The organism is Corynebacterium suranareeae (genome assembly GCF_002355155.1).
GTDB classification, from domain to species: domain Bacteria; phylum Actinomycetota; class Actinomycetes; order Mycobacteriales; family Mycobacteriaceae; genus Corynebacterium; species Corynebacterium suranareeae.
In genome coordinates this window covers 751926-776501 of sequence record NZ_AP017369.1, presented here as the reverse complement: position 1 = coordinate 776501, position 24576 = coordinate 751926, and the positions used below count along the sequence as shown (strand labels likewise).

General features: G+C 52.0%; 22 protein-coding genes. 5 read left to right on the top strand and 17 right to left on the bottom strand.

Annotated features, from left to right (window positions below; genetic code table 11):
* Positions 1–205 precede the first annotated feature (205 nt).
* The 8 genes from glmM to eccCa all read right to left on the bottom strand — a co-directional run bounded on the left by glmM (position 206) and on the right by eccCa (position 9470).
* Positions 206–1549, bottom strand: coding sequence for a phosphoglucosamine mutase (glmM, locus tag N24_RS03725; protein ID WP_096454449.1), 1344 nt, complete (start codon positions 1547–1549; stop codon positions 206–208).
* A 406-nt stretch (positions 1550–1955) separates the two neighbouring features.
* On the bottom strand, positions 1956–2450 hold the full coding sequence (locus N24_RS03720; protein ID WP_096454447.1) for a hypothetical protein: 495 nt from the start codon (positions 2448–2450) through the stop codon (positions 1956–1958).
* 382 nt (positions 2451–2832) lie between these two features.
* Positions 2833–3381, bottom strand: a complete 549-nt coding sequence (gene rpsI, locus N24_RS03715) for a 30S ribosomal protein S9 (protein ID WP_096454445.1) — start codon at positions 3379–3381, stop codon at positions 2833–2835.
* A complete protein-coding gene (rplM, locus tag N24_RS03710; RefSeq protein ID WP_096454443.1) occupies positions 3381–3824 on the bottom strand; it encodes a 50S ribosomal protein L13 in 444 nt (147 codons plus the stop codon). The genes rpsI and rplM overlap by 1 nt, the downstream gene beginning before the upstream one ends.
* 317 nt (positions 3825–4141) lie before the next feature.
* Positions 4142–4432, bottom strand: a complete 291-nt coding sequence (locus N24_RS03705) for a WXG100 family type VII secretion target (protein WP_096454441.1) — start codon at positions 4430–4432, stop codon at positions 4142–4144.
* 32 nt (positions 4433–4464) lie between these two features.
* The gene (locus tag N24_RS03700) at positions 4465–4797 is read right to left on the bottom strand and encodes a WXG100 family type VII secretion target (protein ID WP_096454439.1); all 333 of its coding nucleotides are present in this window, start codon (positions 4795–4797) and stop codon (positions 4465–4467) included.
* Between the two features lie 162 nt (positions 4798–4959).
* Complete coding sequence (locus N24_RS03695) at positions 4960–5862, bottom strand: type VII secretion-associated protein (protein ID WP_096454437.1); 903 nt, start codon at positions 5860–5862, stop codon at positions 4960–4962.
* A complete protein-coding gene (eccCa, locus tag N24_RS03690; RefSeq protein ID WP_167382017.1) occupies positions 5859–9470 on the bottom strand; it encodes a type VII secretion protein EccCa in 3612 nt (1203 codons plus the stop codon). The genes N24_RS03695 and eccCa overlap by 4 nt, the downstream gene beginning before the upstream one ends.
* Before the next feature lie 216 nt (positions 9471–9686).
* Between eccCa and eccD the strand changes: the two genes are divergently transcribed.
* The 4 genes from eccD to N24_RS03670 are packed head-to-tail and all read left to right on the top strand — an operon-like array spanning position 9687 to position 12914.
* Positions 9687–11063, top strand: coding sequence for a type VII secretion integral membrane protein EccD (eccD, locus tag N24_RS03685; protein WP_408607600.1), 1377 nt, complete (start codon positions 9687–9689; stop codon positions 11061–11063).
* Positions 11064–12275, top strand: coding sequence for a type VII secretion-associated serine protease mycosin (gene mycP / locus N24_RS03680; protein ID WP_096454431.1), 1212 nt, complete (start codon positions 11064–11066; stop codon positions 12273–12275).
* 55 nt (positions 12276–12330) lie between these two features.
* Complete coding sequence (locus N24_RS03675) at positions 12331–12531, top strand: hypothetical protein (RefSeq protein WP_096454429.1); 201 nt, start codon at positions 12331–12333, stop codon at positions 12529–12531.
* Positions 12528–12914, top strand: coding sequence for a type II toxin-antitoxin system death-on-curing family toxin (locus N24_RS03670; RefSeq protein WP_231910852.1), 387 nt, complete (start codon positions 12528–12530; stop codon positions 12912–12914). The genes N24_RS03675 and N24_RS03670 overlap by 4 nt, the downstream gene beginning before the upstream one ends.
* 99 nt (positions 12915–13013) lie before the next feature.
* On the opposite strand, the gene N24_RS03665 is transcribed toward N24_RS03670, so the two are convergent.
* The 5 genes from N24_RS03665 to N24_RS16200 form a co-directional block, all read right to left on the bottom strand.
* Positions 13014–13442, bottom strand: coding sequence for a TIGR02611 family protein (locus tag N24_RS03665; RefSeq protein ID WP_096454427.1), 429 nt, complete (start codon positions 13440–13442; stop codon positions 13014–13016).
* 199 nt (positions 13443–13641) lie between these two features.
* On the bottom strand, positions 13642–14949 hold the full coding sequence (locus N24_RS03660) for an SAM-dependent methyltransferase (protein ID WP_096454425.1): 1308 nt from the start codon (positions 14947–14949) through the stop codon (positions 13642–13644).
* An 87-nt stretch (positions 14950–15036) separates the two neighbouring features.
* The gene (locus N24_RS03655) at positions 15037–16584 is read right to left on the bottom strand and encodes an FAD-binding oxidoreductase (protein WP_096454423.1); all 1548 of its coding nucleotides are present in this window, start codon (positions 16582–16584) and stop codon (positions 15037–15039) included.
* Positions 16585–16602: 18 nt separating this feature from the next.
* Positions 16603–17868 carry a type VII secretion protein EccB gene (gene eccB, locus N24_RS03650; protein ID WP_096454421.1) on the bottom strand — a complete coding sequence of 422 codons (1266 nt, stop codon included), beginning with the start codon at positions 17866–17868 and terminating at the stop codon, positions 16603–16605.
* Between the two features lie 640 nt (positions 17869–18508).
* The gene (locus tag N24_RS16200; protein WP_157736394.1) at positions 18509–18667 is read right to left on the bottom strand and encodes a hypothetical protein; all 159 of its coding nucleotides are present in this window, start codon (positions 18665–18667) and stop codon (positions 18509–18511) included.
* Between N24_RS16200 and N24_RS16525 the strand changes: the two genes are divergently transcribed.
* Positions 18666–19454, top strand: coding sequence for a GNAT family N-acetyltransferase (locus N24_RS16525; protein ID WP_167382016.1), 789 nt, complete (start codon positions 18666–18668; stop codon positions 19452–19454). The genes N24_RS16200 and N24_RS16525 overlap by 2 nt on opposite strands.
* Here the strand turns inward: N24_RS16525 and N24_RS03635 are convergent, their stop codons facing one another.
* The 4 genes from N24_RS03635 to N24_RS03620 form a co-directional block, all read right to left on the bottom strand.
* On the bottom strand, positions 19455–21815 hold the full coding sequence (locus N24_RS03635) for a DUF6541 family protein (protein WP_096454417.1): 2361 nt from the start codon (positions 21813–21815) through the stop codon (positions 19455–19457).
* A gap of 103 nt (positions 21816–21918) precedes the next feature.
* Positions 21919–22803 (bottom strand): tRNA pseudouridine(38-40) synthase TruA, encoded by an 885-nt coding sequence (gene truA / locus N24_RS03630; protein WP_096454415.1) that lies wholly within the window; start codon positions 22801–22803, stop codon positions 21919–21921.
* A gap of 142 nt (positions 22804–22945) precedes the next feature.
* The gene (gene rplQ, locus N24_RS03625) at positions 22946–23452 is read right to left on the bottom strand and encodes a 50S ribosomal protein L17 (RefSeq protein ID WP_096454413.1); all 507 of its coding nucleotides are present in this window, start codon (positions 23450–23452) and stop codon (positions 22946–22948) included.
* Between the two features lie 55 nt (positions 23453–23507).
* Positions 23508–24524: a DNA-directed RNA polymerase subunit alpha gene (locus N24_RS03620; RefSeq protein ID WP_096454411.1), complete on the bottom strand. Its 1017-nt coding sequence runs from the start codon at positions 24522–24524 to the stop codon at positions 23508–23510.
* Positions 24525–24576: the final 52 nt, after the last annotated feature.

The following is a 24576-nucleotide window of genomic DNA, read 5'->3' as shown; positions in this document are numbered from 1 at the left end:
AACAATGTGTCAACCAATATCAGCTTCGTGGCAGTGATTTTGCCCTTCACTATGGTTTGACTGTTTTAAAGGCGTTTAGGTTCCCTATTCGCAGAAAATTTTTCTTAAAAGTTGTACTAGCTTCCCCCGAGGTGCATTCATTGACCAGCGAATGGGGGCCATACAATCACTTTTGGTGAGTTTTATATAGCCCACGAGAGGTGAACTAAACTTCTGCAACCACAGCAGCAAGACGTCCTGCGATGCGGCGTGCCTGTTCCTTATCGCCAGCCTCAACCATGACGCGGAAAAGTTCCTCAGTGCCCGAAGCGCGAAGAAGCACTCGACCGGTAGAACCCAACTCCGCTTCTGCTTCAGCGATTGCTGCAACGACGCTTGGGTGGGAAACGATGGTGGATTTGTCAGAAACTGGCACATTGATCAGAACCTGTGGCAGTACCGTCATTGCTTGCGCCAACTCGCTTAGGGATTTTCCGGTTTCAGCCATGCGCGCCATGATGGATAAACCTGTCAAGGTTCCATCACCTGTGGTGCCATGATCTGGGAGAACAATGTGGCCAGACTGTTCTCCACCAAGGCTGAATCCACCTGCGTTGAGGTCTTCCAGCACGTAGCGGTCACCCACTTTGGTGGTTCGCAGAGTAATACCCGCTTCATCCATCGCGATCTTTAGACCAAGGTTGCTCATGACGGTGCCCACCAGGGTGTTCTTGCGAAGTTCGCCGTTTTCTTTCATAGCGATGGCCAAAAGAGCCATGATCTGATCGCCATCAACAATATTGCCGTCTTTGTCTACCGCTAAGCATCGGTCAGCATCGCCATCGTGTGCCAAACCAAGATCAGCACCATGCTTCAAAACTGCGGCCTGAACCTGATCGATATGGGTTGAACCACAATCCATGTTGATGTTGTAGGAGTCTGGCTTATTGTGAATGGCAATGACTGTTGCCCCTGCAGCCTCATATGCCTTAGGAGCCACGACACTGGCTGCTCCGTTAGCAGCATCTACAACCACTTTGATGCCTTCAAGAGACGTTGGGACCGCATCTTTAAGGTGGTCTAGGTAGCGATCTTGAGCATCTGGCGCTTCCTCGATCACACGACCAATTCCGTGCCCCGTTGGCCCCTCAGCAGGCAAGCTGTCCATAACGCGCTCAATTTCATCTTCAATATCATCAGGGAGTTTGTGTCCACCTGCCGAAAAGAACTTGATGCCATTATCAGGCATTGGGTTGTGCGACGCAGAAATCATCACGCCCATATCCGCACCATAATCATCGGTGAGGAATGCAACGGCGGGGGTTGGGATAACACCGACGCGAATGACATCAACACCCTGGCTGGCCATACCTGCTGAAAGCGCTGCTGCGAGCATCTCTCCAGAAACTCGAGGGTCTCGACCAACAATCGCAACCGGGCGACGCCCATCCACGCGCTTTTCTGCAGTGAGTACGTGGGCTGCTGCTGCACCGAGTTTCAAAGCCAAAGGTGCGGTGAGTACTTCATTGGCTAGTCCGCGGACGCCATCAGTTCCAAAAAGTCGAGTCATGCGATTAATTATGCACTGCTTAGCGCAAATCGACCTGTTCTAAAACTCTGTTGAACAATATTTCTTCAGTTAAGCTGTGTAAACGTAACGCACAGAACACTAACTGTTTGTCATTAACAAAATAACGACGCTGATACGAAACAACTGATTCCCCAAAACCAAGTCAGCGTAATCCAGATTAGGCTGTGAAATTGACCGTCACTGACATACCTGTATCAGGTTTAGGTCAGGCGACACCCCCAGCTAAGACAGGATCTGAAGGCAGAGACGGTGAAAAAGACTGGTCAATGACCACGAGACGGTCCTCGTGGTCATTGACCAGGTGTCAGGTGCTTAGAAATACATGGTTAGAGGTGTGCAGGATCTTCTCGAAGAAGAAATCGTGTGCTTACGTTTGATTCACACGCTACTTGCGACAATGAAGAAATTCACTCTCATCAATAATTCGTGAGCTTTCAAGGTTCCCTACATAGATTTGATCTGAACTCAAACCCTGAATATCCCTGATATAAGCTGACACCTGTGAGGTTTGAGTACTCTCACCCTCGACATTCGCATTAACAATAATTAGCGCATCAGGATCTGTCGGCAGCCCTTCACCTGCTACAACCGTCCAACTAGACTCTAAGTTCCTGGGATCAACTATAAAAGGATCGGTACGACCGTCGGGATCACTTAATTCGAGATACAGAGGGTTTGCCTGGGGTGGTAGATCCTGCGGCATTGGGCCCGCCATGTCGACCGTATCAATCGGTAGACCACACGGCTGTACACGAACAATAAGGTCGCCAGATTCAGATACCGAAAAACCAGCGCGCCCTTTAACGTTGATATCTCCCAAATAATTGCCACATCCGGAAACACCCACACTACAGATCATCAAGACTGTCAGAGTCATCATGCTTCATCTCGTCATTGAAACTCCATCTTCCTTGCACCTAGCGGTAAGGGAAAAGGACGTATTTGCCTGACCCTATTCTCTTATAGTAAGGCTAAGTTCCCGGTCAGAAGTACTTTTGGCCTTATTTATGATTGATCATTTCGTCGCTCGTAGTTACATACTTGAAAAAGCTATAGATGAGGAATTCTCACTTTTCGTAGTAGATCACCATAGACTCTTGCATAAAAAAATCCATTAGCAGTCATTACTGTTCCCAGTGCGATATCAATACTCGCCCAGACCTATACCGTTCTAATCTCACAGCACAAAACCCCAAGAATGCGGAAAACCCGCCCCACCGAGAAATTCGGCGAAACGGGTTTGCGCAAACGTTGAGTAAATATCAACGCTTGGAGTACTGAGGTGCACGACGTGCCTTGTGCAGACCAGCCTTCTTACGCTCAACTGCACGAGCGTCACGGGTGAGGAAGCCAGCCTTCTTCAGCTGTCCACGCTCTGCTGGGTTGTATGCGTTCAGTGCACGTGCAATTGCGAGGCGGAATGCGCCAGCCTGTCCGGTTGGGCCACCACCCTTCAGGGTTGCAACGATGTCGAACTGGTTCTCGCGGTCCAGGAGGACCAGAGGAGCCTTGATCAGCTGCTGGTGCAGCTTGTTAGGGAAGTACTCTTCCAGGGTGCGGCCGTTGCACTTGAACTCGCCGGAGCCAGCTACAAGGCGGACGCGAACGATGGCGCGCTTACGGCGACCGACGGTCTGGATTGGGCCGTCGAGAACTACTGGTGCAGCTTCGATGGTCTCTTCCTCGGAGGAGGTTGCGATTGCGTCACCGATGGTGTTGGTGAACTCCTCGGTTGCAGCGGTTGCTGCTGCGATGTCAGCAGCGTCTGCGACGTTGCTCTCTACGTTCTCGTTCTGGATAGGCTCGGACATTACTGGGCCACCTTCTTGATCTCGTAGGTCTCAGGCTTCTGAGCAGCGTATGGGTGCTCGGAACCTGCGAAGACGTGCAGCTTCTTTGCGGAAGCAGCGCTGAGCTTGTTGTGCGGCATCATGCCGACGATGGAATCCTCAACGGTACGCTCTGGGTGCAGATCCAGGGAACGACCCAGGGTCATGGACTTCAGTCCACCAGGGTAACCGGAGTGGCGGTAACGCATTTCGCGCTCGCGCTTGTTGGAGGTAACTGCAACCTTGTCAGCGTTGATCACGATTACGTGGTCGCCGCAGTCAACGTTAGGTGCGAACAAAGGCTTGCCCTTGCCGCGAAGTAGGTCAGCGGCGTGAGTTGCCAGGCGACCCAGGACCACGTCAGTGGCGTCGATGACGTACCACTTACGGGTGATGTCACCGCTCTTCGGGTGGTAAGTAGACACTATGACTCCTTGAATTAGTCTGTCTAGAACTGCCAGCCAGGTATATGTTGAGGAAGGATCAAGTTCGGCGGCCGGTGGTGACCCGAATTTGCCCTGCTGTGCAAACGCTTCCCTTTAATAAGAGGAGGTTTGACTCCACACACAAAGATAAAAGTGTACTATCTCGGCTATCAAAATACCAAAAAGAAAGTGACCAGCTATAAAGCTGATGACCTTCTTTCTTCAGCGGGCGGGGTGAGAGAAGAATTTAGAAAAACTGGGGTGTGTTTTCGCCTCTACAATCTTTCAACAAAACCCCCGCGATAGTTTTTTAGTCCTTATGCACCCCAGCTTGCTGCTGCGCGGCGGTTAACGTCAGACATACGCTCAGCGCCTTGGGCAACGGTGTTGGAGATGGTGGCAAGGATGGTGTTTAGCTCTGCTGCTGCGCGGTCCCACTTGAGCTGCGCTTCGTTGTACGCTTCGCTGGATTCACCTTCCCAGCTCGCCACCATGGGCTGGAGTTGGGATTTTAGGCCATCAAGAAGTGAGTTGATGCGGCCTGAGGTGGAGTTGATGTCGGTTGCGGCACCTTGGATGGCACCGAATTCATAGCGGATCATATCCATGTTCTTGGTTCCTTAATTCTTCTTTGAGAGTTTTACAGTGGTAGTCCAGCGCTGTCACCGGCGCCTGCACCGACAGCGTTGAATGCCTGGGAGTTATCAGCTTCAGTGTTTTCAAAGCTGCGGGCATTGTGTCGGATGTTGTCGGAGATTGATGCCAGTGCTTCTTGGAGCTGGCGTGCGGATGCATTCCAGCGGTTCATCAGCGCATCGAAGCTGACTTGTGCTTGTCCAGCCCAGCTTCCGCGTACGGAATCAACAACTCCACGCAGTCGGCTGAGTTCGCTTTGGACTTGGTCGTTTGTATCGTCTACCTGGCCTGCGGTGGCCAGCATGACATCGGATTCTGTCCTAAAAAGATTCGACATTGGTTCGCCCCTCCTCGAACGAAATGGTTTTTAAGTTCACCAGGTTTTTCTGGTGTTCCCCCGGAAAAGTCTTTTTGCCTTTCCTATCTATGTTGGACTGTAAAAATCGCGTTTTGGTTCCCTATTTTTCAAAACTTTTTTATTTTGCCCTTATTGCAGGAGTTATTTCAGCGTCAGGTGTTCAATCACGCTGCGGCATTGTGCCTTGTGAACAAGGGTTTCTGCGGCTTTGCTGTGGCATCCAACGTTGAATTGTCGGTCGGCTCCAAACCAGGTCACCCACAACACATTGGAGCCATCGCCGGGGGTTTCGCGGTAGTCGATGGTGGTTTTCTCACCCCACTGCCCTGCCGGAATTTCTTCTAGCACAGGGTCGTCCGCGATAAGTCTGCGCAGTTCCTCTGCGACCAGCTCGGCGTCTGCGCCGTGCAGTGGGTCGACACCGATGTGGATGCGCAGGTTCGGATCAGGGCCTTCCAGGTAGCGCGACTGCCCGTCGCTTCGCAGTTCAAAGCCAAAAGGTGCCTCAATAAGCAAGTCCTCGGTCACCAGCACGGTCGGCTGTGGCTGGGGTTGATTGCTTATCGACGCCTCCTCCGTTTCAATTTCCACCACCTTATCCACTGGCGGTGAATCCACTGGCCCCATAAATCCTGAAATCAACCACACCCCTGCTATTGATCCAACAAGCACACTCACCAACACCAGATGAAGCGGTTTGATGCCGTAGAAGTGGCGGACCTGCTTTCCACTGGTGGGGCGGTCAATTTTGGGTGCTTGTTCAACAGGAGGTTTTTCCACCTCAATCTCAACCCCACTGCATTTCACCCCCTTGGAAGAAAACATCGTTGTTAGGGCTTCAACCACAGCATCTGTGGCATCGACCACCACGTCTACTGATGGCCAATTATCTGCAGCGATTTGTTGTGTTTGATCCAACACGGCAGGCAATGCCCATCCATCCAGAATGCCTTCTGCGGTGAGGTCATAACGGTAAATGGTTTCAGGGCCATCAAAGATCGTGACGGTTTCTAAAACTGTGATGGCGATAGTTTCAATACTCATGATTCATCACCCATTCGTGCCATCTGTGCAACACCAATATTTTCACCTCGGATGGACATTGTGGCGCGTCCAGGTGGTTGGGCCGAGGGCTTAATGCCTAGGATGGCACCTTCGTCGCGGTCGGCGTCGAAAAGCACTACCTGCGGTGATTGGTCCTTGATCTCAGCGAGCACCGGATCATATAGCGCGCGTGATGCGCCGCCTGCTTTGCGGGCAAGCACGATGTGCAGGCCGACGTCACGGGCATGCGGGATGATCTCGCGCAGTGGATGCAGCGTACCTGCGGGAAGCAGATCATAATCATCAATGACAAGGTAAATATCAGGGCCTTGCCACCAGGACCGATCGCGGAGTTCTTGGGCAGTGACACCCGGGCCGGGAAGCCTGGCAGATAGCGTGGTCACCATATCTTTGACCGTGTTGTGCACTGCCGTTGATGTCGCACAATAAGCAGCCAGCATATCGGCTGGCACGAGATCAAGGTGGGTGCGGCGAAGATCAAAAAACACTAGGCGGGCTTTGTCACGCCCAACAATGGTCAGCCCTGTAACAATCGTGCGGATTAGTGAAGATTTACCGCAACCTTGGGAACCAAAAGCTAAAAGGTGGCGGCTTGTTTCTGGATCCCAGGTCAAAGTAGAAAGCTCTGCTCCGCCTCGTGCAATCGGGATTCCCGGCGCGGTAGTGGATTGAAGTTCATGCAAGAGGATCTGTGCTGGGAGCACATGCAGTTGTGGAACTGGTTGCCAGCCTTGCTCTTTCGCCATGAGGCTTACTTGGGCGACGTCTTGGGTTGAAGTTTGAGCAATCAAGATGTGTTCTTTATCAAGGTTGAGACCTCTGCCAGGTTTTGCGGGAACGCGCAGTTGTGCTTTTCTGTCGATGACAGAATCCATTGCTTCGCCCAGCTTCAATTCGATCCTGCCGGTTATCAGGTCTCGAACGGCGGGTCTGATTAAGCTCCAGCGTTGGGTGCTTAACACTAGATGGACTCGAGCGGCTAAGCCGTTGGCGGCGATGCTGACAAAGGCGTCAAAAAGTTCTTCAAATTCTTGGGTGATGGTGTGCCAGCCATCAACAATGAGGAAGGTGTGGCGTTGTTCTGGGTGGTTGATCAGTCCTTGTACTTCATCGACAACGCGGCGGACTCGTTCTGGATCTTTACGTCCTGCCACTCCGGCAACGTGGGGTAATCGGGAGAGGTTTTCCAGCGAGGTTCCGGATAAATCAAGCACGTAGAATCTAATGTGCTCTGTGCTGTGGGTAGCTGCCATGGACACAACGATGCTGCGCAATGCTGTTGATTTTCCGGTTTGTGGCCCACCGCAAATAGCCCAGTGTCCACTACCACCACTAAGTGAGAAATTGATTTCTAATGGGTCTTGGCGTTGCTGGTATGGCCTGTCGATCATCCCAATAACGGCACGTAATTCACCGATATCTTCAGCCAACGCACCGATGGATACTTCTGCGGGAAGTGGTGGCAACCAAATGCGATGAGCGCTTAAGCCCCGCTTATTAGCTGCGGTGATTGCGCGGGTGACCACGGCGTCGATAAGCGATTCTTTTCCTGTTTCAACAACGATGTCTTCTTCCGCCTCTTCCCACCCAGCAAAAAGCCGCACCCGAGATTGTGTTGGCGCAAGGCGGTGGCGACGCACAATGGGGCCGGAAACGTAACTTGCCTGGAATCGGGTGACGGTATCAACATCGGATTTTAAAAAACCTGCACCGGGTTGACTGGGTAATTGATATGCGTCGGTAATACCTAAAACCTGGCGAGATTCAGAAGCGGAGAAAGTTTTCAGGCCAATGCGGTAGGACAGGTGAGAATCCAAGCCACGAAGCCGTCCCTCCTCCAAGCGCTGGCTGGCGAGCAACAAATGAATATGAAGGGAACGCCCCAACCGGCCGACTGCAACAAAAAGATCAGCAAAATCAGGGTGCTGGCCTAGAAGTTCAGAAAATTCATCAATGACAATGAGCAGCGCTGGCATCGGGGTAACACCCTCTAGCTGGTTGTATTCATCCACGTTGGCGCAACTTCCGGCCTGGCGAAGTACTTCTTGCCTGCGGTTCATTTCACCGGAAATCGCATCGTGCATGCGTTCAACCAGCACTGATTCTTCCTCCAGGTTGGTGATCACCGCAGACGTATGTGGCAATTGCTCAAAGCCTAAAAAGGTGGCACCACCCTTGAAATCAACCAGCACCAGGTTTAGTTCTTCAGGCGAATGAGTGATAGACAACCCTAGAACAAGCGTTCTAAGCAATTCGGATTTTCCGCTGCCTGTTGCACCGATGCACAACCCATGCGGCCCCATTCCACCGTGGGCGGATTCCTTCAAATCCAACACCATCGGCTGTCCCGAGGCGTTGAGTCCCAACGGCACCGCCAGACGCGTGCGCGGTTGAGTCCGCTTGGTCGCCCATAAAGTTTCCGGAGTTAAATGCTCCACATCTTCGATTCCCAACAAGGACAACAATTCCCCGGAAATGGCGGCGTGTGCTGTGGGGGTGCGTCGAAAAGCAGTCATCCGGCGGCCAAAGGCAGCCGCAAGCTCCAAGCTCACCGCATCCGGTGTACCCAGCTCCTCCACGCCGTGGGCGGTGGTTACCTGCAAACGCTTATCGACGTGCAGCAGCAGCCCCTCATCCTCCGCCAGCTGGCCCAACGCGGTGCTCGCCTGGGCGCCGACATTAATGATCGTGGTCCATTTGGGATCATCAATGTAGCTTTCAGTGCCGTTGGTCAACACGGAATCCACCAACAAAATCCGGAAGGCTGCTTTGTCCAGATCACGCGTATGCGGCACCCATTTCAGCCACTCCCAATTAGACTCCCCGATCGCTTTAATGCCCACTACTTCTGGGCCGTGGTGATACAACAACTGCAACACCAACGCACGCGCCAAATCATGCGCGCCCGCCCCATTAAGCCCAATGAAACGAAAGGCCTGCAGCTGTACTGACACCGGCATGCTTTGCACCGAGCCCACATCCCTAATGGTGTGACGCAACGACACCGCACACACCGGATCGAGATCTTCCGGCGCACCGGAATCACTGACGGTGATCGCTGGATCAAGCCTGGTCACACCCAAACCAAAACGGATTTCTAAACAATCTTGATCATCTTTAGCGCGCTCCCACATCCGCCTACTGCCCAGCATTGACCACAATGTGGAAGGATCCGGATGCCTGTGCCATTCATGTCTGCGCTGCATCGCTGCATGTTCAGTGGCTTTTGCCCGCAATGCCCCCAAGTGGCGTAAATAAGTACGCCGGATCTCATCAGTATCATCACCTTCAGGTGGGGCGAACATCATCAACACGCTCATTCCCATCATCAAAGGAAAAATTAAAACCATGGGGTTGAGCTGGCCGCTGGTGAGGATCATTAGACCGACCATCGCTAAAACCATAGCCACCATGATCACTGGCATGAGTACTTTGAGCAGCGGTTTCGGTTTTGGTCGTACCGCTTGCGGCACGGTTTCTGCAATCAGTGGTTCCGTTGGCAGTGGCGGTGCCGGATCACGTTCTGGCCATGTTAAAGGCTCTACAACATGTTCAGATACCTGTTGTGATTCCATCGATGTTGTCATGAATTGTTCAACTCCCCCGAGTTTCCCTGTTGCTTCTGCGGCGTTAGGTCCTTTTTTAAAAAAGGGCTATCAATAGGGTTTGACTGCAAAATCAGCCAAAAGGTTCCCTACTTTTCAAAATTGGGGGAATTCTCACCAACACTGCTACGCAGGCATGTTTGCTGGCATACTCAACTACACATCATTGGGGGATTTTTTAATTTGGGGGTTTGAAAAATTTTGGCGATCTCTAATGCCTTAAGAGTAAGCATCCGAATCGACCTTGCGGTTGGTGATACACCAGCCGCCGTAGCAGATATGTCACTACCAGCAGGTTCAAGCATTGCTGACATCTTGGACGAAGTCTTAGAACTCACCCAAGCTCCTCGCATTTCCAGGCCATGGGTTGCCCACACCGCAGCGGGAAGTCCCATTGATTGCGGCATTCCGCTCTCCCAAACTCAAGTAGAGCAAGGAAGCGTAGTGGTGCTATCACCCGAACGAGATTTGGAAGCGCCCGTTGTCCGCGATGTGGCAGAAGCTTTGGTGGAGTTATCTTCCGAACACCGCAACGGTTATCTAGTTGAATTGATGACCTTCGCTGGGTTATGTGGAAGCGCGGTTTTATTATCCAGCCCGGCGGCCTCTGGCATCGCTCTTCCTGGGCGCATCGGGATTTTCGCTGCTCTGTGTGCACTTTTGTTGTTGTTCCTCCCGGGGTCACGCACACCTCTTCTCAGAAATATCCTGCCGATTTTGATCATTGTTGGCGCAGGAGTGGCGGTGGCGTTGCTGGTTGCAGGCAGTGGTGATGCAGGTTCGTGGTCGTGGACCTGGATACTTCTTTCATCTTCCTGCGCCGTTTTAGTAGCATGCTTAGTCGTTCACGTGGTCTACCACCCACCACTTCTGCTTATCGCCACATTGGCCACTGCAGGAATATGCCTTTTCACACTGGGCTCAATCACCGCGCTTTGGGACAAAAACGCAACCGAAGATTTCAGCGGACCAGCAGCAACCACGGTCACTTTAGCCACGATCGGGATCTGCTTTGCCCCGAAAATTGCAGCATCACTCGCAGGCCTTCGCGTACCCACCCTGCCCACCGCCGGCGAAGATCTCTCCGTCAGCGACCTCACCATGACCAATCCGGATATAAAAATCCACAAAACCAAGACGCTTTTCGACGCCCAGATCCTAGGCATCACGGTTATCAGCGGGCCTTTAATATTGCTGGTCACCACCCCAGCAACGTGGACCAGCACCATCTTTTGCCTGTGTATCGCTGTGGCAACCCTGCTTCACGCCAACCGACACCAAGCCGCCGTTCCCACGTGGTCATTGATGACGCTCTCTGCCTTAAGCTTTATAGCTCTAACATGTTCAGTTGCCCGCTCACACTCCATCGTCACTTTAATTGGCGCGGTTGTCATCATGGCAGTGCTGATCACCGTTGCTTTGTGGATTTCTACAATCCCCACGCTAGAACCCACCACCATTGTGTGGCTAGAACGACTGGAATCTCTCTGCCTTGCCGTTAGCCTGCCACTCGCACTGCATTTACTTGATGTGTTTGGGATGCTGCGTGCACTTGATATTGGATTCGGTGGATAAATGTGCCGGAAACTTTCCATCAGCTTGGTGGCAGCCTTGATGTTATCTACCACTCCCATCTCAACGGCCCAAGAAGTTGAAGCCCTACCCTGCCCCGAAGTTGCAATCACAGATCCATCATCAGCCGCACTCGATGAACATTTAGCCCAATCACTTTCACAAGCCCACGAGCTAGCAACTGGGGCAGGCGTGATGGTTGCAGTTATCGACACCGGAGTATCCCCTCATCCCCGCCTACCCCATTTGGTTCCCGGCGGTGACTTTGTCAATGCCCACCAAAGCCCAGATCTTCCAGGAGAACTCATTGACTGCGACGGCCACGGCACCATCGTCGCAGGGGTTATAGCTTCTAAAGGAAACCCCGGCACAGGCTGGCCCTATGACGGCAGCTCCGACCCTTATATTGGTGTAGCCCCAGACGCCGGGATCATTTCAATCAAACAAACCAGTTCCTATGTACGCACCCGCGAAGATTCCTCCGTGGGAACACTTAGCACTCTGGCCGAATCAATCCACCGCGCACTTGATGCCGACGCGCACATCATCAACATTTCTGTGGTGTCTTGTTTATCAGATATCCCCGAAGGTATCGATGCCTTCCAACCTCTCACCGATGCCCTCAACCGCGCAGAACACCAAGGTGTCATCGTCGTATCTGCCGCCGGAAACCTCGGCCAAGATTGCCCCATCGGTTCTATTGTTTATCCAGCACATTCAGACACAGTACTTTCAGTGTCCGCACGCTTTGACTCACACACCCTCGCAGAATATTCCATGCCAGGAAACCAACAAGTCCTCTCTGCCCCAAGCCATATCCCCGCCGGTCTATCACCACGCGGCGACGGGTTTGCCAGCCACATGATCACCACCGCAGGTGAAAGCCCCTTCGAAGGAACAAGTTTTGCAGCTCCCGTTGTCAGCGCTACCGCAGCACTGCTTCGGCAACATTTTCCTTTTGCCACACCTGAAGAAATTCGCACACGGATCTTCAACAGCATCGACCCTGCCAGAGGAGCAATCGACCCCTACCTTGCTTTAACCCAAGAGATGTATCCCACGACTCCCCTAGTTCGTGAGATCGCCTTAAGTGTTCCTGCACCGCCGGATGATTCACCACGGCAGCGAAGTCTCATAGTAATGGCAGTTATCGTTGGGATTCTCACGGTGTTGGCTGTGGTGTTTGGGCTACAACGAAACAGTAGCGTGAATTAACTTCTACTCACCCCTTCAAAATTTGGTACCAAAATAGTACTATTGAGGAATGGCTATGAATCTCCGTTTAACACCTCAGGAATCCCAACAACTTTCTGAGCTCGCGGCTTTTGAAGGAAAATCTAAGCAACAAGTGATCACTTCTCTCATCAAGCAAGAATGGGAGCAAGTCCAAGCGCGCGCAACCACATCAAATGCGCTAGATGAAATTTTCTCAAGACGAAGCGCATTAATGGAAAGACTTAAAGACGCATGAACGATCCACGTGAATTCTTCCAATTAGAGTCTCTACGTCCGTGGTTGGAGGAACATGGTTTCTATTCCCGTGATTGGGGATTACTATCCGCTGCAGTTGAGCGCCCTTGGGCTACATTTGAAGGTCAGGATTTATACCCCGACATATGGCACAAAACTGCTGCACTTCTGAGCAGTATCGAAGCAAACCACCCATTGATTGATGGAAACAAACGACTAGGTGCCCTGCTTAGTGCTTTGATGCTTCAAGTTCATGGGATACACGATTCGGCAATTTCTGACGATGACTTTTTCGCCCTCATTACTGATGTCGCTACATATCATCCTGATGTAGAAGAGATTGCGTCGCGACTACAGAAAATCACCAATCTACCACCAAGATAGTTCATTTGCTATGCCACTCAATCAGTTTTTCTTCAGCTATCTCCAAATTAATTTTTATTAAGATTCGCCAACTCTTGTCTAATTCCCGCTCCTGGAAAACTAGCGGCTCAACCCCAACCAGGTGAAAAACTCATCAGCCCACGGAATGGTGCCAGCGTGCCACATCAACCAAAATGTCACGATAAACACCACCCAAATCAGCAGGATCATCAATGCCAACATGGCCATGCGGAAACGGAATGATTTTTTGCCGTACCAGGTGAAGAAGCGGTCATATTGATGCACTCCCCACCCCAGTAGGTTCTTCGCCCATTTTTGCTCAAGCGATAAAATACCCACACCGATGAAGGTTGTTAACCAGCCTTGACCTGGCAATGGGATGGTGATCAGCCCGATGATCGTGACCAACCAACCCAAAATGAGGGTGCCTGGACGAACTAAGAAGCCGAACTTCTTCTGCTTTGAACGCGCATGCGCTTCTTGTAGCCGGTCAATGCGGTCACTGACCATTTCTCGCATCGTGCCCATGGGTTAATTGAATATCCCCGTGCTCAAAAAGGAAACCTCACTAAACATCAATGGTGACATGGGCATAAGTAAAGATGCATCCTGAAATATGTTGTATGGCTGCAAAAGCACGCGGGAAAAGGACAGTCGCTAATTGCTAATCGAGTTTACCCACAATTAGCACCTGTCCCTAGCAGATTTTCAAACAAAGATTGTTTGTTTAGACAGTCCACCACATTCTTTCAGGAACTTCTCCGCGACTTCCCTGCTCATGGAGTTTCACTCCCAGCACTTGGTGGAGCTGAACAATATTGTGGGCAAATCCCCATTCTGAACCTGCCATGTATAAACCAAAAAGACGGGCGGTGGGTTCACCAGCAAGAGCTACTGCTTCATCCCAGTTTTCTTTGAGGTTTTCGCACCATGCACTAAGCGTGCGTTGGTAATCAAAACGTAAGTTTTCTTCATGCAGTACCTCAAATCCGTTGTCCTGCATGTGTTTGATGACGGTGCCAGAGCCGGTGAGTTCACCGTCTGGGAAAATATAGCGATCGATAAACGCACCAGCCTGGCGGCGTCGGTTGTCTGGGTAGGTGATTCCGTGATTGAGCATCAACCCACCTGGTTTGAGTTTGCTGCTGAGTTTCTCAAAGTAGGAAGGATAATTGTTCACACCAACATGCTCGATGACACCGATGGCTGAGATCGCATCAAAATCAGATTCGGGTACATCGCGGTAATCCATGAAGCGAACTTCTGCCAGGTCTTCTAGTCCTTGACGTTTAATTTCTTCCTGGCCCCACAAATATTGCTGTTCAGATAAGGTGACACCGATTGCTTTCACACCGTGTTTGGCGGCGTAGCGCACCATTCCACCCCAGCCGCATCCCACATCAAGGAGGCGATCTCCTTCTTTGAGGCGCAGCTTTTCAAAGATAAGGCGGTATTTGTTTTCTTGGGCCTCTTCCAGGGTTGCTTCTGGTGTTGGGTAATACGCGCAGGTATAAGTCATGGACTCATCTAAAAACAGTGAGTAGAACTCGTTGCCCACATCGTAGTGGTAGCTAATGGCTTTTTTGTCTCTAGATTTTGAATGCCTGGAGGCAAGCCCATTGATCAGTGCTTTGCGCCATGCGGGTGCTTGTTCCATTGGTGGGATTTCTTGGAACTTTAGGGCGTTCATCTTGCGCAACGTCCGCATGATCATCAACGTGGTGGATGCGTCTGGGCGTTTAAAGCAGTGGTAGAACTCTTGCAGAGCATCGAAAATGCCGTAAGGATGCGCGGGGTGTTCACCTTTAACGATCAGATCACCCATGAGGTAGGCGCGTGCTAATCCCAGGTCACCTGGGGCGGTTGCGATATAAGATACTGCATCGGTGTTAGCAACATGCAGCTGGTAGGGAGCATCTTCAGGACCAGTTGAGCTTCCATCAAAAGCAGTGATGTGGAATGGAAGGGGTGCAGTGGTCGTGGCCTCGACGATGTCGGCGATGGTCATGAGGTCCTGCGCTACGGCGTTACTCATAATTCTGTGCTTTCTCTTTGTGTAATTATCGGCATATTTTTGTGGCCACCAGTAGTGACCACGAGCCTCTACCTACAGTGAGCGATCTTAGGCTCCTTTTACGGTCTTTTCATATAAACCAGGGAATCGGCTGTCAGGATCCCAACGTTTCTTCAACAGTGTGGGGATCTTTCCGCCATAGAGCTGTTCAAAGTCTTCCCTGGTGTAAAACGCCTCGGAGTACAGCGATTTATGTCCGCCTAGCTCTGCCATGACGCGTTCAATCTCTCTGTTAAATGCTCCCTCTCGTGCATCGGAGCCCATCAGATCAACAGGAACTGATGACCAAAATCCGATATTGACCCACAGCACGTCCTTTTTAAGGGGATACAGCGGCCACGGGTGTTCATCAGCACCGGCATCAAGGGCATCTTGGGAATTTAAAATTTCCCCAGATTCAACGGCTACCTCGGAAGTGTCCCGTAGTTTGATTGGGCACAGCCACACGGGTTCGATCTCACAGGAGGCAAAAAACCACTCAAGGAATTCGGGAAGTTTATCCACTGTGACTTCTACGTCTTGCACAACACGTTCCCGGGCAGGCCGGCCTTTGCGGGCTTCCAAGCGGTCTGCGATGGAATATTTCCTATCCCAACCAATGATTTTCCAATAGAAGCTTGACCGCAGAAGATCTCTAGGCCAGAATTTGCGCACCACTGGGTTTTGGGTGCCAAAGGCTCGGGAGCACCAGAACCAATCGGTGTCCCAACGCCAGATGTAATCGCGGATGGTGAGGCGATCGTATAAAACACCTTCTGGGTGCTGCAGGGAACGGTAGTAGCTTGTGTCCCTGGTGTAATCGCTGGTAGGCCCAGGTTGAGAGGTTTGGGTACCTAAAACCAAGTAGGCTTCGGTGGGTGAAAATACCACGCCGTCTAAATAATCAACTGGCTGGTCATCAAATTCCTTTGAAGTTGAAACCTCTTCAAGAGTTGTGGTCAACGACTCCAGATCGTTAAAGCGAACATGGCGCAGCTGCACATAATCTTGGACCGGTTCAAGTTCAATTTTTAGCCGGACTGCATAGCCAAGTGAACCATATGAGTTGGGAAAGCCTCGGTAAAGATCCACGTTCTGGGTTGGCGAGCACGTCACGATCTCCCCAGTGCCAGTAAAAATGTCCATCTCCAACACGGATTCGTGTGGCAGTCCGTTGCGGAAAGAGGTGGATTCCACACCCATTCCAGTCACCGCACCACCTAAGGTGATGGTTTTTAGTTGGGGCACGACCAAAGGCATCAGCCCATAACTTAACGTGGCATCGACTAGATCTTCATACGTGCACATGCCTTGCACATCAGCAGTGGCGTTGATGGGGTCAATGGCAATAACCCCGGCAAGGCCCGATACATCTAAGCCGACACCTGAATCAGATCGTCCTCGGAAAAGGTTGGAAGTTTTCTTGGCTAACCGCACCCGCTGGCCATCGGGAATCCCGGAAAAGCTTTTTTTCAGTTTCCTCACGGCTTCCCAATGGGCGTTCCAACCTTTGGGGATTACTTCTTTTTGATCCACCCCTCGACCAATGGACAAGCTGTTGCTCAGTTTTCCGATGGTCTTTAAAAAAGTACTGTCCGGGTCAACTAATGCACTCATGTAAGGCCACCATACTCTTTAATATGCAGGCGCGAGTGCAGTTTTCCGGCTCAGTTCACTCCCCTGCGGCAGCAACCTCAATACGCTCCACGGCACGACATCAACATCCATTAACCCCAATGCCACCATTTCTTCACCACTAGAAACAGCATGCGTTAGCCCAACATCAGAGACCACGTAGTAGCCGAATCCGCTGTCCACGCCCACGGCCCCACCAGTGTGCGTGCTAAAGCTTTTTGCGCGGGAATCCCCCGATAGCTCCACACCAGATTCTAAAGTTTCCAAAAATCCCATCTGGCCTTCGCCGTCCGCGCAGGCAAAACCACCGGATAAATCTTGCCACGCAACTGTGTCAGCGGGCAGCTGTAATGAAGCATCGATATCTGGATGCAGGCCCAAGACTGCGGTGGGGTCGGAGAAAACACTGGAGCCGGCGTCGATAAGCACAGCACGCTGCAGTAGCGTGATCTCCGCGAGCGCCCCGTCGGCGCGTAACCAGCTGCGGGGGAAGGCGTCGACAAGCTCAGGTAGCGGGTTTGGGAAGGCGATGGCGCTGCGCTCCGGGATCGCGTTGAGTAGTTCGGTGGTGAGGTAAATGCGCGGGGTATGATCGGAAATCCCCAGGTAGCGGCGCATAATACGCCCGTGCGGGCTGTCCCACGCTGGCAATTCGCGGCGTCCGTCTGCGGTGATCAGGTGCCAGCTCACCTCACCGTTTTCGCTTTTCGACGCCCCCAGCCACCCATTTCCTTCCGCAATTAGGGTAGGCCCTAGCCCATCCCTAGTGACCACAACGTGCAGGTCCCCCGTGCCAACGTCCTGGCACACAAACCAATCGCGCTCCGGCTCCTCATCTGTTGGAGTGCTAAAAATCCCCGGTGCATCCGGCAACCCCATCGGCACCCCGCGTGGCATCTCAGTAATGATCACATCGCTGGCATTGACCGGCTCGACAGGTTCCCCCAAAATCAACCGCGCTGACGCCATATTGGCAACCGGATGCACCACCCCATCAAGCTGAACAAAAAGCGCCCCAGATTCCGAACGAATCAACGGCGCATCTGCCGGATCCATGGCCGGGCGAAAAATAGCCAACGCCAACGATCCCACCGCCAGCATCACACACGCCACTGCACCAAAAATCAACGCCCGGCGACGCCTACTCAACGGATCATGAATCATGCGCACATCGCCCATCACCAGCCCGTGCTCAATGCGCCGAACTAGAAATTTATGCCCCGACACCTGCGCCGATGTCGTGGGCATCAACATACCTTCAGCCATGTATTCCCCCAGCGTTAAAAATCCCCTTGAGCTGGAACCTTAGTGCTAATCCAGGTTACGGGGCTAGTCGAAGTGGGAAAGTTCTCAAAATGGCCTTTCAGGGAACCAAATGGCGGATTTTGCAGTCTAACAATGGGTAGGTTTTTTAAAGTCATGCGCTATTTTCGCGATACTGCTTAATCCCCTGCGGTTGGCCAACCATCATTTTTAACGAATGCCTCTAACAAGCCATTTAAGCCACTGAAAATTCCACATGAGTGTTTGTATCACCCAGGGCCTGTAAGAGCCTTAGAAGTGAATCTGTGGAATCACTTTTTCTGGGCTCAATCTCAGTTTTTCCACCCCACTTCACTTAGAGACCAAGCGAGCTCTTCCAAGAGCAAGTTTTGGTCAAATACGACCGTTTCCGGGCCTGCACATTTGATCTGGCGACCAAGAATTTTGTGAGCTCCTATGGATTTGGTCGTGTGTGCTGTTTATCGGATGGTTATAGGACCCAAACCAACTACAGTTGCAATCTGGCCACCGCTATTAGCCCCCGTCCCCCCAATGGCTGCTGATTTGTGCGTTACTTTTCAGGGCTCCTGCTTTACTTTGTATAGCGACCAAAAAGGGTTGGGGAATTGAAGTTCTTGGTCGCCTACGCTGGTTTCAAGATCTTAAAACCAGCACTGGTGACCAAGGAAGCATCCAGCAAACACATTTTTGGTCGAATATGGCGGTGCCTAGGTTTGTTTGGCACCAGCTCTTCATCTCCTGAGCCACAGGTCATGCGGCGCATCATAGAATGAAGCTCCATGAACGATCTACTTCAATTACAACGCGCATTAGAAAACAACCTGGCGAAACATTCCTGCCATCTGCACCGACATCTTGATGGAGCAACAATCACGCAGACCAATGATCTCCTCATTGCAGATAGTGGTCTTGATGATGACACCTTCAACATCATTGCAGGCGCTAGTTTTACCTCAAACACAGCAGTCAACCGCATTGCTGAAACCACCACTTACGTTAAAAACACACAACGTCCGTTTTCCTGGTGGGTCGGACCAGCATCAACTCCTGAAAACCTCGGCGAACTCCTGGAAAAAGCCCAGTGGAGCGCATCTGAAACCGAAGGCGGCATGTGGAAAGATCTAACCCAGCCGCTGCCTGAAGCAACTGCTGAAGGTTTAGAAATCCGAATCGTGACAACTGTTAAAGAGTTAGAAGATTATGCTGCGGTTCTTTCCGCGAATTGGAATCCACCGGCTGAAACTGTGAGGCGTTTCTATTCCGAAGCTGCAAAATTTGCTTTAGCTAAGGATTCACCAGCGATCTATCTAGTCGGCTATGTTCAAGGCCGCGCAGTGTGTTCGGCGGAAGCTTTCCTGCATTCAGGGGTGGCCGGGATTTACAATATCTCCACGCTTGAAAGTGAGCGTCGACAAGGCTTCGGCGGAGCCATCACCTTGGCAACGCTGCATGCTGCACGCGATTTAGGTTATGGCACCGCCGTGTTGCAAGCCTCGGAAGATGGTGAGCCTGTTTATCGAAAACTAGGTTTCACCAACTGTGGGTATTTTACTGAATACTCCTTGTAATCAGTTAGGTACCGTGTGAGGTTTGGTGGGATCTGGTGCGTACAGAACCTCATCTGTCGTTGACTCAGGGATTTCGCCAGCTGGGACCGTTGGACGATGGTAATAGGTCTGATCCCATTCATCTTCATTTTCTGCCAAACCAAGCTCACCCAAAGTAGGGAGCTCTGGCAGTGGCTCTGGGGAATTTCCAGGAGCACGCATTTGATCAAGTTCAGCGTCGGTGAACATATCGTTGACTGCGAAGATCACTGAGTCGCCCTTCTTGTACACCGGTGTCACACCTGGGGTTTCCCATAGCAGATCAATCTGGCGGAAGTTCGGGATCTGGAAGTCCCAGAACGTCCACGGGCTGATCATGAAGTAACCAACGTTGAGGTCACGAGCAGCTTGATCTACATCATTGACTTGGTCTGGGTTTTCTTCAGTACCCACGCCAAGTAGTTGTGGCCACCAGAACAACATTGCTGTTGCAGATCCTTCTCCTGCTGCTGGCCATGCGTAGTGTCTAGCCACTGAGTGCAAGCCGTTGTAGGCGTACATCCAGCCATTGCCATCTGCTGGATCACCCATGATGTTCATGTCTGCACCGCCTGGCTGCTTAATCAACCAATCCCATGCAGCTAGGTCATTGTTGCTGACCATGCGTTCATCATTGTGTGGTGCAAGAATCGTGGTTTCTGATCCTTGCTCCACAAAGTCCTTTGCCCATGACTGCAATGGCACTGAAACAACTAGTGCCATCACTACAGAAACCACACCGGACACAGCGGCGAACTTCTTGATGGGACCTAGGCAGATCAACCGAATCAATGCAGCCATGCCGATGCCCGCAGCAGCAAAAGTAAATAGGGCTACTGGCATGATCAAACGGTGTCCAGTGGAGTAATGCAATCCACCAACAATATTGAGCCAATCACCCCACGGCTGGTCAAAAGGCTTCAAAGAGTTCGCTGTTAGCGCGACGCTGGCAAAGTAGAACAGCGGTGCCCACAGGTTGCCACGCCAAATCAGTGCAATCACACCACCGATTGCAGCGAAGACTAGTACTGGGGTGATATCAATATCACCAAAGAAATCAACGTGACGTGTTTCCATGAAGATCGACATCAGCCATGATTCACCGCGGGTGACTTGTTCCTCTGCGGAATAAGACAGCACATCTTCTGTTTGCTCGGAACCGGAAATCACCTGAGGCAGCATCAAAATCACACCAATGATGCCCGTGATTGCTAGAACTGAAACATCCTTTAATCGGATGCCAATCCCTGCTTTCCAGCCCTTTACTTTGCGGCTTGGAATTACCAGAAGGTTAAATACCCACCACAGCAGCAAGGCCATGATCACAATTGTTGCCGGAGCTGGGTGCAGCTGGAACATTCCCATGAACGCCAGCGCAGCTGCAAAAATCCTGATCGGGACCGCAGGTGTAGACATAAACAGCGCAAGCACAACGCCGGATGCACCAATTGCTGCAACATATGGCCAAGCTCCCACGTAGTTGCCAACCCAGAACAACACCGGGGATGCCATGGTGATTAATCCTGCAAGACCTGCACCGATCTGAGCTGTTAACCCACGGTTGTTGATCATCCGCCAGGCAATCAACGTTATGGCCAACGGCAGCAGTAAACCGGACAGCACAATACCGGTTAGGTTGGTGGCTTCAACGATGGTCAAGTTGCCCACATCAGAAAGCACCCAGGCACCTGCGTGCCATGCGCTGGGATAGAACAAGTCTTGCTGCGTTTCAATGTTGCGCAGCTGCCCCATCATGGTTGATGATGCGATACCGGTCTCGTCAATGAAACGCACCGTTGAGGCATGCCAGTGCACGTCCCAGCCTTGGACAATATCGCCCAAACCATGTTCGGTGCTCAAAAGCAGGTCCACTGCTCGGTCAATAATCAGCCATGCGCCAGCAATCGAACCTGCTGCAGGGAGCAACCACCGGTGGTCTAAAATGCCACCGGTGCGCATGTAATCAAAGAGAAAACGCCAAAAACCACGGCGTTGCGGGGTTTCTGGTTCTTCTGCCGAAACATCCAAATCTTCAGCAGGCTCTTCCTCTACAAGTGCTTGCCTACGGATCCGTGCTTTACGCCTGCGCCACAACCAACCGCCAGCAAACAACAGCCGCCATACTAAAGCAACTGCGGCGAACACCAAGGTGGATATAACTACCGAGTGGAGATCAAAACGCATCTCCCACATGCCTAGCAACCACGCGGAAAGACCATAAATACCAAAGGTGGCGGGGATGGACGCTGCGATAGCCCACGGCACTTTTAATCCAGAAACCCACGAGACGACCAATCCTGGAACGGTAAAAACCAACACCGCAATCCATAGTGTCGTCAGCATCTAGGTTTCCACTTCACTTTCTTGTGATTGTGCCAATTTCGTGGCGCGCGTCTTCTAAACAGCCGTGATGACTGAAAGATACGAAAAACGAGTTTAGTCCCTTTTATTGATCTTCTAGTTTTAGGCTCGCGGACACGTCAGGAAACTCCCGGACAGCCCGGGTTTCCTGAGCTCTTTCCTGTAACTTATCAGCGCTTGGATAATCAACGCCAACCAGGCTTAAACCTTTCGCAGGTGCTACAGGAACCATCGGGCTGCGCTCACTTGCATCTAGCAATTCTGCAGTAAAACCGGATGATCGTCGCCCCTCTCCCACTGCCATGCACGATCCAACAAGCGAGCGCACCATTGACCAGCAAAAGGCATCTGCCACCACATGGGCTTCATATACCTGTGGCTCGATATCAGTGGATACATCGCGCCATTCAAATTTTTGTAATTCACGCACCGTTGTCGCGTGGGGCTTTGCTTTACAAAACGCCACGAAGTCATGCAGGCCCAGCAACGCATCGGCAGCTAATTGCATGCGCTCGACGTCCACGGGTTTTGGCCACTGCGCCGTGTCATACCGGCGGGTTGGGAGTGCGCCGGCAGGGTGCGTCGTAATGCGATACACGTAGTGCCTGCGCAATGCGGAAAACCGGGCGTCAAACCCGGGCTCGGCAAAACGTACGCCGTGCACGCGAATATCATCAGGCAGCAACCTGCCCAGGCGCCTAACCAATTTGGTGGGATCGCCATCAATGCTGCGCTGCTCTAAAGCCTGCACCGGAACATCAAAATGCGCCACCTGGCCAGCTGCATGCACACCCGCATCCGTTCGCCCGGCCACGGTCAATTCAACAGGTTCACGCAACACCATGCTCAAATTGTCTTCCAACACTTTTTGCACCGTGCGTAGTTCGCTGGTCCCCTGCTTCGCCCAGCCATGAAAATCCGTGCCGTCATACGCCAGATCCAGCCGGATGCGCACCGTTGAATTGTCCATGTCTGCCCTTCTATTTTTGCTTTTCGACGCCACGCCCCACCTTTACAGCTGCTTGCTGCAGCCGGGCGGGGAAAAGATATATAAAAAATGCCCGCAGTAAACGTTGTTCACTACGAGCATTTAATGCGGAGTTAGAGAAAATTTACTTCTCTTCTGCAGCCTCTTCGGTTGCGGTCTCCTCAGCTGGAGCCTCTGCTACCTCTTCGGTCTCAGCCTCTTCAGCCTGAGCCTCTTCAGCAGCCTTCTTGGAAGCAGCTGCGCGGGTTGCGCGGGATGCTTCTGCGGAGACAGTCTCCTCCAAAACGAGGGAGATCTGGGACATAGGAGCGTTGTCGCCCTTACGGTTCTCCAGCTTGATGATGCGGGTGTAACCACCTGCACGGTTCTCGAACTTAGGTGCAAGCTCGTTGAACAGGTATGCAACAACTTCCTTGTTAGGAACCAGTGCAAGAACGTTACGGCGATCCGCAACGGTACCGGACTTAGCCTTGGTGATCAGCTTCTCAGCGTATGGACGCAGAGCCTTAGCCTTGGCATCGGTGGTCTTGATTGCGCCGTGCTCGAACAGAGATGCAGCCAGGTTAGAGAGGATCTTCTTCTGGTGGCTTGCGGATCCGCCGAGGCGGGCGCCCTTCTTAGGGGTAGGCATTAGATGTACTCCTTGTACGTTGATTTAGCGCGGCCCAAAGATTGGACCATGCGACTTACTCGGAATCTTCCGCCTCGACATCGATGTAGCCACCAGTTTCGGCGTCATAACCTTCAAGAGTTGAAGGATCGAAGTCTTCAGGAGCATCCTTCAGGGTTAGACCCAGGCCAGCAAGCTTGATCTTTACCTCGTTGATCGACTTCTGTCCGAAGTTGCGGATATCCAGCAAATCGGACTCAGCGCGCTCTGCGAGTTCACCCACGGTGTGGATGTCTTCGCGCTTGAGGCAGTTGTAGGAACGGACGGAGAAGTCCAGATCCTCGATTGGCATGCTGTAAGCAGCGATGTACTCGGTCTCCTGAGGAGATGGTCCGATCTCGATGCCTTCGGCTGCGATGTTCAGCTCGCGTGCGAGACCGAACAGCTCAACCAGGGTCTTGCCTGCCGACGCCAGAGCGTCACGTGCAGTAATGGAGTTCTTGGTCTCAACGTCGATGATCAGCTTGTCAAAGTCGGTGCGCTGCTCAACACGAGTAGCTTCCACCTTGTAGCTGACCTTCAGTACTGGGGAGTAGATCTGATCAACCGGAATGCGGCCGATCTCTCCACCGGTTGCAGTAACCGTTGCTGGGACGTAGCCACGTCCACGCTCGACGATGAGCTCAATCTCAATCTTGGCGGTCTCGTTCAGGGTTGCGATGTGCAGATCCGGGTTGTGGATCTCCACGCCTGCTGGTGGCTGAATGTCGCCGGCAGTAACAACTCCTGGGCCTTCCTTGACCAGCTGCATAACAACTGGCTCATCGGAATCAGAAGACAAAACCAATCCCTTGATGTTCAAGATGATGTCAGAAACATCTTCCTTAACACCGCTGATGGTGGTGAACTCGTGGAGTACACCGTCGATCTTGACGCTGGTTACTGCAGCTCCTGGGATGGAAGACAGCAGGGTACGGCGCAGGGAGTTACCAAGCGTGTAGCCAAAGCCTGGCTCCAGTGGCTCGATAACAAACCGAGAACGTGCGTTATCAACAAATTCTTCGGTGATGGTTGGGCGCTGTGAAATGAGCATTGAACTCTCCTTGAGTGACGACCGCTATTTGACGTCGGTAAAGGCTTTTAAG

Bases quoted from the DNA above. Each gene is read 5' to 3' on its own strand.
- glmM (WP_096454449.1), bottom strand. From the start codon at position 1,549: ATGACTCGACTTTTTGGAACTGATGGCGTCCGCGGACTAGCCAATGAA.
- N24_RS03720 (WP_096454447.1), bottom strand. From the start codon at position 2,450: ATGATGACTCTGACAGTCTTGATGATCTGTAGTGTGGGTGTTTCCGGA.
- rpsI (WP_096454445.1), bottom strand. From the start codon at position 3,381: ATGTCCGAGCCTATCCAGAACGAGAACGTAGAGAGCAACGTCGCAGAC.
- N24_RS03705 (WP_096454441.1), bottom strand. From the start codon at position 4,432: ATGGATATGATCCGCTATGAATTCGGTGCCATCCAAGGTGCCGCAACC.
- N24_RS03700 (WP_096454439.1), bottom strand. From the start codon at position 4,797: ATGTCGAATCTTTTTAGGACAGAATCCGATGTCATGCTGGCCACCGCA.
- N24_RS03695 (WP_096454437.1), bottom strand. From the start codon at position 5,862: ATGAGTATTGAAACTATCGCCATCACAGTTTTAGAAACCGTCACGATC.
- eccCa (WP_167382017.1), bottom strand. From the start codon at position 9,470: ATGACAACATCGATGGAATCACAACAGGTATCTGAACATGTTGTAGAG.
- mycP (WP_096454431.1), top strand. From the start codon at position 11,064: ATGTGCCGGAAACTTTCCATCAGCTTGGTGGCAGCCTTGATGTTATCT.
- N24_RS03675 (WP_096454429.1), top strand. From the start codon at position 12,331: ATGAATCTCCGTTTAACACCTCAGGAATCCCAACAACTTTCTGAGCTC.
- N24_RS03670 (WP_231910852.1), top strand. From the start codon at position 12,528: ATGAACGATCCACGTGAATTCTTCCAATTAGAGTCTCTACGTCCGTGG.
- N24_RS03665 (WP_096454427.1), bottom strand. From the start codon at position 13,442: ATGGGCACGATGCGAGAAATGGTCAGTGACCGCATTGACCGGCTACAA.
- N24_RS03660 (WP_096454425.1), bottom strand. From the start codon at position 14,949: ATGAGTAACGCCGTAGCGCAGGACCTCATGACCATCGCCGACATCGTC.
- N24_RS03655 (WP_096454423.1), bottom strand. From the start codon at position 16,584: ATGAGTGCATTAGTTGACCCGGACAGTACTTTTTTAAAGACCATCGGA.
- eccB (WP_096454421.1), bottom strand. From the start codon at position 17,868: ATGGCTGAAGGTATGTTGATGCCCACGACATCGGCGCAGGTGTCGGGG.
- N24_RS16525 (WP_167382016.1), top strand. From the start codon at position 18,666: ATGAACGATCTACTTCAATTACAACGCGCATTAGAAAACAACCTGGCG.
- N24_RS16200 (WP_157736394.1), bottom strand. From the start codon at position 18,667: ATGGAGCTTCATTCTATGATGCGCCGCATGACCTGTGGCTCAGGAGAT.
- N24_RS03635 (WP_096454417.1), bottom strand. From the start codon at position 21,815: ATGCTGACGACACTATGGATTGCGGTGTTGGTTTTTACCGTTCCAGGA.
- truA (WP_096454415.1), bottom strand. From the start codon at position 22,803: ATGGACAATTCAACGGTGCGCATCCGGCTGGATCTGGCGTATGACGGC.
- rplQ (WP_096454413.1), bottom strand. From the start codon at position 23,452: ATGCCTACCCCTAAGAAGGGCGCCCGCCTCGGCGGATCCGCAAGCCAC.
- N24_RS03620 (WP_096454411.1), bottom strand. From the start codon at position 24,524: ATGCTCATTTCACAGCGCCCAACCATCACCGAAGAATTTGTTGATAAC.